This window comes from Staphylococcus sp. HMSC36A10 (assembly GCF_001838845.1).
In the GTDB taxonomy this organism is placed as follows: Bacteria; Bacillota; Bacilli; order Staphylococcales; family Staphylococcaceae; genus Staphylococcus; species Staphylococcus aureus.
Window position 1 is genome coordinate 1 of sequence record NZ_KV839071.1, and the last position, 13847, is coordinate 13847.

Below are 13847 nucleotides of genomic sequence, written 5' to 3' on the forward strand. Positions count from 1 at the left end.
TAGAGCATAGAACATTGATTTATGTCCCAGCCTGTACAATGTTTTATTTATGTTAATTTGTCGAAGTATGGCTCATCTAATGGATTCAATTGCAAGTTTTCAATTTGCAACGTTGAATGTGCAATGCCATATTTTTCTTTCAACAATGATGATACTTGATCAATCGCTTGATAATCATCACCCTCATATTTTTTATCTAACACAACATGGGCACTTAATGAATAATGCTCTGTTGTAATACTCCACAAATGAAATTCATGTACATCTAATATGCCATCTATGTTTTTAATATCTGCCATAATTTGATCAGTATCCAAATGTTGAGGCACACTTTCCATTAAAATTAACCACGCATTACGCGTAATTTTATAACCACCACGTAAAATGATGAGTGAAATTACAATACTAATGATTGGGTCGATGATGCGCCATCCTGTAAAGTAAATCAATACAACTGCAACGATGACACCAATAGAGTTCAATAAGTCTCCCATGAAATGCCATAATGCACTTTGAATATTGATATTGTCTTCTTGTTTTAAAGACCTTACAAGGATAATTGTCAAAATAATATTAACGAGTAAACCAATACTAGCAATCATAAACATAATGCCACTTTCAATTGGTTGCGGATAAATAATACGTACAATAGCTTCATATAAAATCCAGATTGAAATTACAATTAATGCTAAACCATTTAAAAATGCAGCTAATATCTCAAATCTTAAATATCCAAATGTGTATCGTGCAGTCGGCTTTTTACTTGCAAAATAAATGGCCAACATAGATAAACCAAGTGCTAATACATCACTAAGCATATGAAATGAATCTGACAGTAATGCCAATGAATTAGATACTAAACCTCCGACAAATTCAATCACTGTAAATAACAATGTGATGATTAGTGATGCCCACAGCGTCTTTTTAGAACTTTGTTGAATTTTTTGATGATTGACATGATGAAAATATTTGTATCTGTTTATCGTATTTGCCTTTTTCCCATTTATAGTTTGCCACTCCTAAATAAATGCGTCGTATTTAATATTGTCGCTTTTAAAAATAATTCTTTATAGCTTCTCAGATTAATATTAATGCTTCCGTAATTAACCATAATTTATACACCATCGTTCTTCACATGACAACTCATTAATCTTTACCCTTTATACCTTTATGTAATATCACCTTGGAAAAACTTTTACAGCACACTCGCTCTTTACTTTATCCCTATCATATAGAAAATTTTAATAATGTACGAGATTATTGTGTTAGTTACATAAAAATGACAAAAAAGTATCTCAAATTTATTGTTTAGTTTCATTAAGTTCAAAAAATCACAATAACTTTAATGATTGTTCCACATATTAAAACAAACGATGACTTTGCATATTGAACTTCATATTTCTAAATCACCATAATTAATAAACAACTCTGTCCTTATAATAGCTGCATCGCAAATTAGCATAATTAAAAACAGCAGTAAGATGATTTGCAATTAAAAACCATCCTACTGCTATTATTTTAGTCATTATATCCTAATATCATGATACGTGTTCCTATATATTTTGTTTCGCTTAAAATCTAAACAACTCCGTAAACATGCTAAGACTTACCGCTAGACTGCCTACAAACACGCTTCAGAAACGATATTTATTCTAGTACAAACCTTTTAAAGCATTGCTTGTATCAATATAAATATTTTTAACTTGTTGATAGTTACTTAACGCACCTTTATAAGTTTCTCGACCGATACCTGATTTTTTATAACCACCAAATGGTGCGCCTTCTGGTACTTGGTTGTAAGTGTTAATCCAAATACGTCCTGTACGTACAGCTTTAGCAATATTTAATGCACGTGTGATATTTTGAGAAAATACACCGCCTGCTAAACCATACTCAGAATCATTAGCTATATCAATTGCTTCTTGATCGTCCTTCACTTTAATCACTGTTAACACTGGTCCAAATATTTCTTCTTGTGCTAATTTGTGATGATTGTCTGGCACAGCAATTAATGTCGGCTCAAAGAAGAACCCTTTATCTAATCCATTTTCAGTTAAGCGATGACCGCCTGCTAAAATTTGTGCATCTGATTCTTTTGCTGCATCAATATATGATTGAATTTTATCTAATTGATCCTTACCAGTTTGACTACCCATTTGTGTAGCTTCATCTTGTGGATCTCCAACTTTAATATTTGAAAATGCCTCTTGTAAACGTGGCACCAATTGATCATAAATTTTTTCATGAACTAATAATCGAGAACCTGCACTACATACTTCACCTTGGTTGAATAAAATACCTAACTGAATACCTTCAACTGCAAGGTCTAAATTAGCATCATCTAATATGATATTGGCGCTTTTACCACCAAGCTCTAATGTAGCGGGTACTAGATGTTTTGCTGCAGCTTCGGCAACTTGATAACCTACATCAGTTGAGCCCGTAAATGATAATTTATCTACACCATCATGATTGAAAATTGCATTACCTGATTCTGAACCTTTACCCGTTAGTATATTGACAACACCTTTAGGTAATACCTCTTGGAAAATTTTAGCAACTTCCAATAAACTTAATGGTGTTGAAGACGAAGGTTGAATCACAATTGTATTACCTGCAGCAATGGCTGGCGCAATCTTCCATGCAGCTAATAGCATTGGGAAGTTCCAAGCAACAACAGCACCTACGACGCCAATCGGCTCATGTCGTACGATACTCATTGTGTCTTTATCGATATCATTTACTGTACCTTCTTCTGTTTCAATAACACTTGCGAAATAATGGAAATGTCTTGCAGCAAATGGAATATCAATTGCTGTTGTCTCACGAATCGGTTTACCATTATTTAATGTTTCAATCATTGCAATTTTATCTTTTTGTGCCATTAATTTATCACCAATATCACGCAACATTTGTGCACGTTCTGATTTAGAAGTTAATGACCATGATTCAAATGCCTCTTGCGCCACTTTGACTGCATGATCGACATCTTTATCTTTTGCTCTTGTAATATGTGATAGTGTTTCTCCAGTTGCTGGATTAGTCACTTCGATTGTTTCGTCACTGCTACCTTTAACAAATTCCCCATTGATAAATAAACCATAATTCTCTGCTATATAATCTCGAACGTTTACTGCCATATTATCTCTCCTTTGTTTATTGGCTATAATATAAATCTCTTAGCATCATATTTAATAATGCTTTTAAACGATATGATTCACATTATATAGTAAGCGTTTACATTTTATAAAATAATCAGCTCACAGAAGTCTCATTTTTAAAACTTTTGCGTCGTTTTTGCACATAAAAATAATCTTATTTTCGAAAACATATTGCACTTTTCAAAAATAAAACACATAATATAACTATAATACTTGAGAATAATTCTCATTAAATAGTTTGGTTGTTATGAAAGTCGCGCTTAAAATGCGTTAATGGGACAAGAATAATTCAACAACGTTTCATTTTACTGAGTCATTGCACTTATCATACACATTATATTTAGCATGAGTTATATTACTAAAACAATATTACATGCGCATTAGTACTAGAATGGAGTTTTTTCAATGCGACTTATTTTAATCGTCATTGGCTTAATATTTACAGCGCTTGGTATTGCAGGTGCCGTATTACCTTTACTGCCAACGACCCCTTTTTTACTCGTAGCAGTTTTTTGTTTTGCTCGAAGTTCAGATCGCTTTTACAATTGGCTTATTAATCAAAAAATTTATAAAGAATATGTAGAAAACTTTTATTTACATCGAGGCTACACGCTACAACAGAAAATTAAAATTTTAATTAGCTTGTACATTGTAATAGGTTTTTCAATTTATATGGTGGATGTTCTTGCAGTCCGTGTAGGATTAATCATAATGGTTATCATACAAACCGCTGTACTCTTTACATTTGTAAAAACATTACCCAAATCAAATCATAAAATAGAGGAGTGATTGCCCATGTTTATGGCAGAAAATAGATTACAATTACAAAAAGGCAGTGCGGAAGAAACGATTGAACGTTTTTACAATAGACAAGGTATTGAAACTATTGAAGGCTTCCAACAAATGTTTGTCACTAAAACATTAAATACCGAGGATACAGACGAAGTTAAAATCTTAACTATTTGGGAATCTGAAGATAGCTTTAATAATTGGTTGAATTCCGATATATTTAAAGAAGCTCATAAAAATGTACGTTTAAAAAGTGATGACGATGGACAGCAAAGTCCAATATTATCAAATAAAGTATTCAAATATGATATTGGCTACCACTATCAAAAATAAATATATTAAAAACCCCTAGTCACCGCTGGTTGTCTAAACCAACTTCATGATTAGGGGTTTTTTATTATTTGTGACGTAAAGGTACGAATTCATCCGGCTTGTCTGTGCGCAATCCAAAATAATATTCTATTGCTTCACAAATACGTCGTGATGCTTGTCCATCACCATATGGATTATTCGCTTGACTCATACGTTGATACGCTTCATCATCCTCAATCAATTGTTTCACATTTCGAACAATATTGTCATAATCTGTGCCAATTACTCTCGATGTTCCCGCCTCAACGCCTTCGGGACGCTCTGTATGATTCCTTAATACCAACACAGGTTTTCCAAATGTAGGAGCCTCCTCTTGAATACCACCAGAATCTGTCAGCACGAGGTACGATTGATTTGTAAAATTATGGAACTCAATCGCATCTAATGGCTCAATTAATTCAATCCGATTTCTCCCAGATAAATATTTTTCGGCAATCGCTCTTACCTTTGGATTACGATGCATTGGATAAATGAAGACAACATCTTTATATTCATCTGCCAAATCTCTTACTGCTTTAAAAATCTGATGCATCGGTTCCCCAATATTTTCACGACGATGCGCTGTTAGTAAAATAACTTTCTTGCCTTTATGTTTATTAATAATCGTTGAAACAAAATCATTTTGAACTGTTGTTGACAATGCGTCAATAACTGTATTTCCAGTAATAAAGATACGCTCTTTGTCTTTGTTTTCAAAAAGTAAATTTTTAGCTGCAATTACTGTTGGCGCAAAATTCAATTCAGCAATATTACTTACCATGACTCGATTTAACTCTTCAGGAAATGGTGAGTATTTCTGATGTGTTCGAAGTCCAGCTTCTACATGTCCGACCGGAATTTGATGATAAAATGCTGCCAAACTTCCTACAAAAGTCGTTGTAGTATCACCATGTACTAAAATCATATCCGGTTGTTCCTCATTAATGATGCTATCAAGTTTAGCAAGCGCATTCGCCGTAAGGCCCGCTAACGTTTGTTGATCTTGCATAATATTTAAATCATGATCAGCTTGAATATCAAATATACTTAACACACTATCTAACATATCTCTATGTTGTGCTGTAATCACAATGTTCGCTTCAAAGTTCCCATTATGATCAATTTCTTTTACTAATGGTGCCATTTTTATTGCTTCGGGTCTCGTACCGAAAATAACCATAATTTTTTTCATAACATTATCCTCTCTGAAGTTCAAACACATGACAGCTTATCTTTCCTTAATCATGTATGCCCTAGTTTGACACATTTTATTTGTCGATAAAATTAAATATATTGCCATAATTATAATACGATACATCTTCAAATGATGATTTCACAACATTTTTTGTATCAAAAATCACTTTATGCTTCATTTTATCAAAATGACTGTCCGATAAATTTTTAAATTCTGAGTGGTCACTTAAAATCAATACTAGCGATGCGTCTTTGACAGCATGTGACATATCATGTTCCACAAAATCTAATTCAACATGTGGATCATAAGCACATACTTCTATGTCTGGTTCTTGATTTAATAGCTCATAAATATCAAATGCTGGCGATTCTCTTATATCATCAACATCACCTTTATAAGTTAAACCAAAGACTGTGACTTTATTCCCGCTCAACGCTTTGATGATTTGCTTCGTTGTATCAACAACATAGGCCGGCATTGAATTATTAATTTCACGTCCAGTTTGAATTAACTTTGCATTTTCAGGGTCTTTAGCAATAATAAAGTACGGATCAACAGCTAAACAATGACCGCCTACACCTGGACCAGGTTGATGGATATTAACACGCGGATGTTTGTTTGCCATTTCAATCACATCTAATACATTAATATTTAAGTTGTTGCAAATTTTTGTTAATTCATTAGCTAAAGCAATGTTCACGTCTCTATATGTGTTTTCCATTAGCTTACTCATTTCAGCAGTACGTGCATCTGTTTCAATCATTTCTCCCTGAACGAATGTGCGATAGACACATTTACCCGCTTCAATACAAGCTTTAGTCACACCGCCAATGATACGATTGTTATGAACTAATTCTTCTAAAATTTTTCCTGGCAGTACACGTTCTGGACAATGCACTAAATAAATATCTTTACCTATTGTAAATCCTAAATTTTCGATGACTGGTTTTACAAAATCATCCATCGTTTTAGGCGCAATTGTCGACTCTACAATAATAGTATTTCCTTTTTCTAAAAATGATAAAATACTATCTAATGCACGCATAACTAGCGAAATGTCACATGACCGGTACTGATCATCATTATTCGGCGTCGGAACGGCAATGATAAAAACATCAGATGCTTCTGGCGTTGTAGATACCTTCAATTTTCCCGATGACAGTACCTCTTCATAAACCTCTTGTAATCCAGGTTCTTCAATACTAATTTGACCACTTTGTAACTTATCAATCGTTTGCTGATTAATATCAACACCAAGCACATCGACGCCATGTTTTGCAAACATAATTGATGTTGGTAAACCAATATAACCTAAGCCAACTACTGTTAACTTCATACTATAACCTCCAAATAAAACGATTTGTATGTTGATTTTATTTAATAGATGACTTATGCCTTATCTTTGGTTGTCGTTTCATCCATGATGTCCGCAATAACAAGTGACATTTTTCCAGGAATAACTTCAAGTGCATTATTATTATCATATAACGTATTGCTGTATATTAAATTGCCAAATAATTTTCTAAAGACCGACAACTTATTAAAATACTTATTTAACACTGAAGGCATGTTGATCAATACCGTTTTACGATGTGATTGGCGACGTATTTCATACATTACTGACGATGTATCAAAGTAAAAACTATCTTGAGGATGATACACGCCTGTCACTTCTAATAATATTAATTGATCAATAAATGCTGTCAGATGTTTAATATATAATGCACTGCGCTGATTGTTAATATTGGGAATGATTGGCAGTCGCTTTGACAATTGCATTAACCGTTGGAAATTTCCTGGGCAATGTGCACCATAAATCATTGGTGGTCTCACAATTGCTACTTTAAACGAATCACTAATCAACTCTTGTAATGCTTGTTCAGCGAACTTTTTGGAAATACCATAGTTGGTCGTAGGGTTCATTGGTGTTTGTGTATCAATTTGATCTGATTTACCAACCTGACCTTCTTTTCCATAAACTGCCATAGTACTCATAAAAATAAATTGTTTAACGTCTTCAGCTTTAGCCTTTTGTGCCAATTGTTTCGTCAGCAACATATTCACTTGCATATAATCAGATAGCCTTGCTTGAGGTGAATTGTTGTGAACCAAAGCTGCTGTATGAATTAAAACATCATAATCTTTGAACGAGGTCGACTTCCATAATTGATTCCTAACATTAATTTGATCTACTTGATGTCCTTGTTCAATAAGCTTATCTTTTAAAGCATTACCGATATATCCATGTACGCCTGTAATTAAAATATTTTTTCTCATTAGTGATGCACACCTTCTGAAGTAACGATATTTTTAATTGTTTTATATATGATATACATATCAAGCATCATAGATTGATGTGTTAAGTAATAATGATCATACGCTACTTTTTGATTATCAGTGATATCATCTCTCCCCATCACTTGAGCTAGTCCTGTCACACCTGGTCTAATCGTATGCACGTTCGCTTTTGTACGTTTTTCGATTAATTCGTATTGATTATAAAGCGCTGGTCTAGGACCTACAATTGACATTTCTCCTTTTAAAACATTCAATAATTGTGGCAATTCATCAATAGAGGTCTTACGAATGACCTTCCCTGTCTTTGTTATATACGATGTTGAATCCATTAAATCAGTTGCAACATTAGGTGTGTCTATTTTCATTGATCTAAACTTATAAATATTAAACAATTCATTATTAATCGTCGGTCTTTTTTGTTTGAAAATGGCTGGTCCAGGTGATTCCATTTTAATTAGTAATGCTGTAATTAACAGAATCGGACTTAAAACTACTAAACCATATATTGAACTCACTACATCGAATAATCGCTTCATAATTATCTCCTCACTTCAACAGATTGTAATACTTCATAGTATTAATTTCTCTCGTATATTTATCTTTAAACAGTTGATGTGCGCGCTCACCCATCTCGTGCAATTCCTTACTCGAGTGAGTGTTGATGAAGTTATAAATGGCATGTGCATCGCCATTATCAATTTGGATACCCGCATCATATTGTTCAACATGTTGAACGATATCAGATTGCTTATCCATGACGAGTACCAACGCTTTCTTAGCTGCAAGATAGCCATAATTCTTGCTCGGCACGCCTAAACCGACGCCTTCTTTAATCAGCGATGCAATACATACATCCGCAATTTTTAATACGTCAGCATAGTCTGTACCTGTTAAAAACTCAAACATTTTAACATTTTCAATACGATGGTCTTCTATTGCCGTTTTGACATCTGCAAATTTCTTACCATGACCACAAAGTATTGTTAACGTTTGAGACTGATCCTTATTTAATTTTAAAAATGAGATAAGTGTCTCCATATCCTGTAACTGCCCCATATTACCGCTATACAATAAAATTTTGTCGTATTGCTCACGGTAAGCTTTAAATGTGTCATTATAGATACGATTGTCTTGTAATTGACGCATGTCATACCAGTTAGGAATCACATGGATATTGTCAGCATTTTTAGAAATTTGATGATTTAGTAAGTAGTTTTTCATTTCCGTACCAAGGACAATGACATTTTCAGCATTCTTGTAGACATGTCTATTAATGTAACGCATCAGCTTATCAATCATGCTACCTGGACGAGTTGCACCTGTCTTAATCGCATTATCAGGTGCTATATCATACACCACAAAAGAATATTTTTTCTTAAGCAGTCTGTGTAAAACGTCTGGTATTAATGGCAAGATTGGTGGATTAGAGTAAACAAGAATCTGATCATATTTCAACATTTTAGGTATATTAATCACGAATTTTGAAAATAAACTAAAGAAATTGATGATCCTTCCAACCTTACTTTTGTTATTAAACCTCGAATACTTGAGACGTCGAATGCGAATACCACGATGCATCTCGGTTTTAGAAACCTGTTTATGATTACTATATTCATATGGCCATCCACACATGACATCGACATTAATGTGATTCGCAATTAAATCTTCCGCCAATTGAGTTGGTAACGTCGCAGAAGATACATATTCCGGATAAAAATACTGACATAAAATCAAAATCTTTTTTTCACTCATCTAATCGACGTCCTTTTTATTAATGAATTTAGACTAAGAATTTTTGAACTGTTTATTTTTAGCAAAATAATAGAGTGCTATGAAAAATATCATGTACGATACGATTAAAACAATTGTATTAATAGATACAAAGTTTAAAAAAGTTAAATTAAGCATTTTTGATATAACAAATGTTGCAGTAGTACCTATTAAAAATAACGCTTGTAGTATTAATTCTAACTGTTGTTTTTGTAATACAATCACAGAAAGTGATACCGTTGATACAATCAGCCTTATAACAAATAATGGGATAACAATTTTTATAACTGTAATTGCGTCAACCCAGCTATGTCCTAATAATATATTGACTAATTCTTCACTGAACAAATAAAGTGGCACATAAAGAATTATAGAAACTATAACCAGTATGGAACTAAATTTAAGTAATAAATTTCGGAAGTTACCATGTTCAATATAATAGTCATTGGCTTGTTGCATAAATATTTTTGATAACCCTAATGAAATAATTGTCACTGGTATGCCTAGTACTCTTATGGCCATACCATAAATACCCACTTCTGTATTGGTATACAAAATACCTATAAAGAACACAACAACCGAGAAAGACAAACTATTTAATAATATTGATGGTGTTGAATAAACTAACTGATTTTTATTTTCTAAAAATAATGCTTTAGTTTCTTCTTTATCTCTCACAATATTAAAGTGCTTTTTAAACGTTTTATATCCTAGTGTAATGCCTGCGATATAGGATAATGAAAAACCAATAATTAATCCTAAACTTCCTAATGCTAAAAGTCCGAAAATGATTTGAAGTAAAGCCATTGATCCAGCTCTAAACACATTAATCAAACTTAACACTTTATACTTTCTTTCCTTATTTAGATAATTTGTAAAAATGTTTGTTAAACTTACCAAAAACAACATAATAATAATGAAAATAAAATCTAATATAAAGTTTGGGTATAAACATGCACTAATCGCAAATATTGGTATCAGTATTAATAAAATAAGCAATGATATCAAAAAACTGATTTGTGAAAGTATATTAGCACTACGGTCATTTTTGGTATTCACAATCAACAAATCGTATCTTGCATTTATTATTGGTATTAAAATCATTGCGATATTTGAAAAAATTGTAAACTCACCAAATTCTGTAGGTGAATATAGTCTTGTAATAATTGGGGTAGTGATGATTAATATGACTTGAGCGATGCCACTGCTTAAAATCATTAAAAACGAATCGCCAATAAATTTATTTAATCTCATAATTAACCTCAGATTTTCTTGATGATTTTCGCTGGATTGCCACCTATAACAACGTTACCTTCTGGAAAACTTTTTGTTACAACCGACCCAGCCCCTACAATTGTATGTTCCCCCAATTCTACTCCTGGTAATATAACTGAGTTCATTCCAATCCAACTATAATTCCCTATTTTGACATCTTCCCCTGGTGCATGTGACTTCAAATTTTTAATATTATGATTAGCTGTAATAATACCTACGTTAGGCGCTATATAAACACCTCTACCTATATATATAACTGCTGAAAAATTATTAAAATACGTCCCGGGCGATTGAAAAATATGAATATCATTTTTATCAAAAACAATGTTATTAGGGTTATGCATTCTAACAGTTATATCTGCAGGAAATGGCAAACTCGTATTTATTCCTAACAACTTGAACGGAACAGCTTTCCACGCCCATAACCATCCAGCCACTTTATTTTCAAAATAATATCCAGTTAAATATTCTTTCTTATAAAATAATAATAGTGGTGTATTCATTAATCTAAATATTTTCGATTTCATAAATGTTTTTACAATCATTCTATCCCTACTTTTTTAGTAAATTTTTTTATTATAATGCCTGGGATAATAGCTATAACATATACAACTAAAATCATAGAAATCAATGTGATTAATGGTGTCGGGTGACTAAAAATACTCGTAATAAGTCTCATATAAATATATGTACCAATAAATATCACTTCTAACGAATGACTCTTCCGAATAATATACTCACTCAGAAATGCAAAAAAGATATTTGCAATTAAATTCAAATAGAAGAATAAGGGTCCAAAATAAATAATTCCATATCCAGCACTCGAAATTAGATGCCCAGTCAATTGTTTACTACCATATATCAATTGGTTAAAAAGTTGGCTAGTAATCAACTGCTTTTTATCTAAAAAGAAATTAAACCCAAAAACAGCTCTGGTATTATCAAATAAATATTGTTTGAACGAACCATTATAGTAATTCAAATAGTCTATAGAAGCTGCAATATTGCTAGGTCCATAAAAATATGACTGCAACGTGTCAACTATTTTAAGATTACTTACACTTGTACTATTTAACGCCTCGCTATATGAACTATAATTAAACACATACAATTCTTTATATAGTGTCATCAATGCTAATACGAAAATACCTACAAATATAATAATGATATTGATACGTCTTTTATGCTTAGAAAACAAGATTGACACCACTGTTAAAACAGCAACCATTGTATAAAGTTGATAACTTCTTCTTTCACCAACAATTAAACTAATATTTAAAATTCCTATAGCTAGCGGCAATACAACATAAATAATTTTAGGATTCTCTTTATACTTTTTATATGAAGCATATGCGATTATTAAGAATAATAACGCTAAGGTAAGTTGAAATAGCATTACAAAAAGAACATTTAAACCACTTGTTGCTTCGGTTCCTCTTCCCATTGCATCTGTTTTAATAATTAAAAATGATATGTTTTTGCGCACTTCGGGAAAAGCTACAAAAATCCCACAAATAACAAGACCAAACACAATGTAATAAATTGATGATCCAGAAAGTGTAAAGCTATTTCTTGATACCACTTCATGTTTGAATAATTTAGATAGTATCAATATAAATAGCGAGCCTATGATAAACTCCACACTCATATAAATAACCGCTTGATTAAAATAAGCTTGTCCTAATGGCAAATTATCTATAGTTGAATCCTGGAAAAACACTATCATAGCAGGTATAAATACTAATCTAAGAAAACCTAAAACATCGTATACAATTTTCGAAAATTTAAAATTCGGATTATTCGAGAAGCTTATAAAGAGCTTTCCTACTCCATAACTTATAGGTGCTAAAAATAATAAAGGTTTATCACCTAACATAAGGCAAGGCAACATTAAAATGGCAATAACATATGAAGTGACATTATATATCTTATTCATTAAATATCCTGCCTATCTCTTGATAGAACTGTTTATTATTTTCAATTACATCGTTTCTATAAGCTTCTCTTTTATGATTAATGTCCATTACATCCAAATTGTTATACCAATCCATCAATTCATCACCAATACCTTTTAAATTTTCTGGATTAATACTAAAACCCAGTCCGAATTTATTAGCTTCTGTAGCGGTGAATGTATCGTCTGTTGTAATAATAGGTTTGTTTAAAAACAACGCATAATACATTCTTATGGATAAAGCAGTATCTAAAGCAATATTTTGATTACCAAACAAATTATTAAGTATATCAATTTCATTTAAATATTTCGGTGTTTCTTTCAAGTCAAAGCCGCCAGAAAATGTAATATTATTAATAAAATTTTCTCGAGCAAAGACTTCTAATTTTTCCGACCCTGTTCCAAAATATTGCATATGGAACCTTGAATCATTTGCCAGTTCCTTTATCAATTTTTGATTTATCTCATTAAATCTAACATTACCAATAAAACCTATATTAATTGGCCATCTTTTTTTAAACCCATCGGTTACATTACTTTCTCTAATAATACTCATGTTATAACTATAAATAATTCTATATTTTTCAGATTTAGGTAAAAATTTAAGAAAACCTTCTGAAGATAATGTTGTCAGCCTGCTAGCATCAACGATTTTTTTCATTCTATACTTAATAAGTTTATTATTTTCAAAAAAGTAGTCCCTTATATTTAAAATGAATTTATTTTTATAGTGTTTTTCTAAAAAACTTTTAAATAAGTGTCCTGTATAACTTCCCCATACTATGACAAAATCATAACGATTTTCTTTAAGAATTTTCATAGCGTATGGCCTAAATCGATAGTAAGCAATAGCTTTTTTGATAAATGTCCAATCTTCTTTAATATCTACTTTATATTTATAGTAATTATTGATGCCTTGGATATGTTCTTCGATATCATATTTGTCAGTGTATATAATGTCCACCTCATTGATATTCAAATCAATGTGGTTTAAATAATGTGATAATAATGACATATGCTTAATGTTAGTAGCGCCAAGAATCGCTATCCTCAT

Annotated in this window: 13 protein-coding genes; 2 read left to right on the forward strand and 11 right to left on the reverse strand. The window is 31.9% G+C overall.

The annotated features are described in order from the left end of the window. Positions 1–47 precede the first annotated feature (47 nt). Both HMPREF3247_RS01560 and HMPREF3247_RS01565 read right to left on the reverse strand, forming a co-directional pair. Positions 48–1007: a cation diffusion facilitator family transporter gene (locus HMPREF3247_RS01560; protein WP_001013481.1), complete on the reverse strand. Its 960-nt coding sequence runs from the start codon at positions 1005–1007 to the stop codon at positions 48–50. 645 nt (positions 1008–1652) lie between these two features. Next, positions 1653–3140, reverse strand: coding sequence for an aldehyde dehydrogenase family protein (locus HMPREF3247_RS01565; RefSeq protein ID WP_000290397.1), 1488 nt, complete (start codon positions 3138–3140; stop codon positions 1653–1655). A 426-nt stretch (positions 3141–3566) separates the two neighbouring features. On the opposite strand from HMPREF3247_RS01565, the gene HMPREF3247_RS01570 reads away from it, so the two are divergent. Together HMPREF3247_RS01570 and isdI are read left to right on the forward strand one after the other, a co-directional pair. After that, positions 3567–3950 (forward strand): YbaN family protein, encoded by a 384-nt coding sequence (locus HMPREF3247_RS01570; RefSeq protein ID WP_001237004.1) that lies wholly within the window; start codon positions 3567–3569, stop codon positions 3948–3950. Positions 3951–3956: 6 nt separating this feature from the next. Continuing rightward, the gene (gene isdI / locus HMPREF3247_RS01575) at positions 3957–4283 is read left to right on the forward strand and encodes a staphylobilin-forming heme oxygenase IsdI (RefSeq protein WP_000480601.1); all 327 of its coding nucleotides are present in this window, start codon (positions 3957–3959) and stop codon (positions 4281–4283) included. 64 nt (positions 4284–4347) lie between these two features. Here the strand turns inward: isdI and cap8P are convergent, their stop codons facing one another. From cap8P to cap8H, 9 genes are all read right to left on the reverse strand, one after another. Further along, a complete protein-coding gene (gene cap8P / locus HMPREF3247_RS01580) occupies positions 4348–5493 on the reverse strand; it encodes a type 8 capsular polysaccharide synthesis protein Cap8P (protein WP_000723452.1) in 1146 nt (381 codons plus the stop codon). Positions 5494–5569: 76 nt separating this feature from the next. Continuing rightward, on the reverse strand, positions 5570–6832 hold the full coding sequence (cap8O, locus tag HMPREF3247_RS01585) for a type 8 capsular polysaccharide synthesis protein Cap8O (RefSeq protein WP_070866171.1): 1263 nt from the start codon (positions 6830–6832) through the stop codon (positions 5570–5572). A gap of 53 nt (positions 6833–6885) precedes the next feature. After that, complete coding sequence (gene capN, locus HMPREF3247_RS01590; protein ID WP_001230672.1) at positions 6886–7773, reverse strand: capsular polysaccharide type 5/8 biosynthesis epimerase CapN; 888 nt, start codon at positions 7771–7773, stop codon at positions 6886–6888. Beyond that, entirely contained in the window at positions 7773–8330 is a 558-nt protein-coding gene (gene cap8M, locus HMPREF3247_RS01595; RefSeq protein ID WP_000825100.1) for a type 8 capsular polysaccharide synthesis protein Cap8M, read from the reverse strand. Before cap8M ends, capN begins: the two co-directional genes overlap by 1 nt. A 10-nt stretch (positions 8331–8340) precedes the next feature. Next, positions 8341–9546: a type 8 capsular polysaccharide synthesis protein Cap8L gene (gene cap8L / locus HMPREF3247_RS01600; protein WP_001291023.1), complete on the reverse strand. Its 1206-nt coding sequence runs from the start codon at positions 9544–9546 to the stop codon at positions 8341–8343. A 33-nt stretch (positions 9547–9579) separates the two neighbouring features. After that, complete coding sequence (gene cap8K, locus HMPREF3247_RS01605) at positions 9580–10818, reverse strand: type 8 capsular polysaccharide synthesis protein Cap8K (protein WP_001238807.1); 1239 nt, start codon at positions 10816–10818, stop codon at positions 9580–9582. An 8-nt stretch (positions 10819–10826) separates the two neighbouring features. Continuing rightward, positions 10827–11384, reverse strand: coding sequence for a type 8 capsular polysaccharide synthesis protein Cap8J (gene cap8J / locus HMPREF3247_RS01610; protein WP_000636149.1), 558 nt, complete (start codon positions 11382–11384; stop codon positions 10827–10829). Then, a complete protein-coding gene (gene cap8I, locus HMPREF3247_RS01615; RefSeq protein ID WP_001034061.1) occupies positions 11381–12775 on the reverse strand; it encodes a type 8 capsular polysaccharide synthesis protein Cap8I in 1395 nt (464 codons plus the stop codon). The genes cap8J and cap8I overlap by 4 nt, the downstream gene beginning before the upstream one ends. Continuing rightward, positions 12768–13847: a type 8 capsular polysaccharide synthesis protein Cap8H gene (gene cap8H / locus HMPREF3247_RS01620; protein WP_001216933.1), complete on the reverse strand. Its 1080-nt coding sequence runs from the start codon at positions 13845–13847 to the stop codon at positions 12768–12770. The genes cap8I and cap8H overlap by 8 nt, the downstream gene beginning before the upstream one ends.

Excerpts from the sequence above, each read along its gene's own strand:
- isdI (WP_000480601.1), top strand. The coding sequence starts at position 3,957 with ATGTTTATGGCAGAAAATAGATTACAATTACAAAAAGGCAGTGCGGAA.
- HMPREF3247_RS01565 (WP_000290397.1), bottom strand. The coding sequence starts at position 3,140 with ATGGCAGTAAACGTTCGAGATTATATAGCAGAGAATTATGGTTTATTT.
- cap8P (WP_000723452.1), bottom strand. The coding sequence starts at position 5,493 with ATGAAAAAAATTATGGTTATTTTCGGTACGAGACCCGAAGCAATAAAA.
- cap8K (WP_001238807.1), bottom strand. The coding sequence starts at position 10,818 with ATGAGATTAAATAAATTTATTGGCGATTCGTTTTTAATGATTTTAAGC.
- cap8L (WP_001291023.1), bottom strand. The coding sequence starts at position 9,546 with ATGAGTGAAAAAAAGATTTTGATTTTATGTCAGTATTTTTATCCGGAA.
- capN (WP_001230672.1), bottom strand. The coding sequence starts at position 7,773 with ATGAGAAAAAATATTTTAATTACAGGCGTACATGGATATATCGGTAAT.
- cap8O (WP_070866171.1), bottom strand. The coding sequence starts at position 6,832 with ATGAAGTTAACAGTAGTTGGCTTAGGTTATATTGGTTTACCAACATCA.
- cap8H (WP_001216933.1), bottom strand. The coding sequence starts at position 13,847 with ATGAGGATAGCGATTCTTGGCGCTACTAACATTAAGCATATGTCATTA.
- cap8M (WP_000825100.1), bottom strand. The coding sequence starts at position 8,330 with ATGAAGCGATTATTCGATGTAGTGAGTTCAATATATGGTTTAGTAGTT.
- cap8I (WP_001034061.1), bottom strand. The coding sequence starts at position 12,775 with ATGAATAAGATATATAATGTCACTTCATATGTTATTGCCATTTTAATG.
- HMPREF3247_RS01570 (WP_001237004.1), top strand. The coding sequence starts at position 3,567 with ATGCGACTTATTTTAATCGTCATTGGCTTAATATTTACAGCGCTTGGT.
- cap8J (WP_000636149.1), bottom strand. The coding sequence starts at position 11,384 with ATGATTGTAAAAACATTTATGAAATCGAAAATATTTAGATTAATGAAT.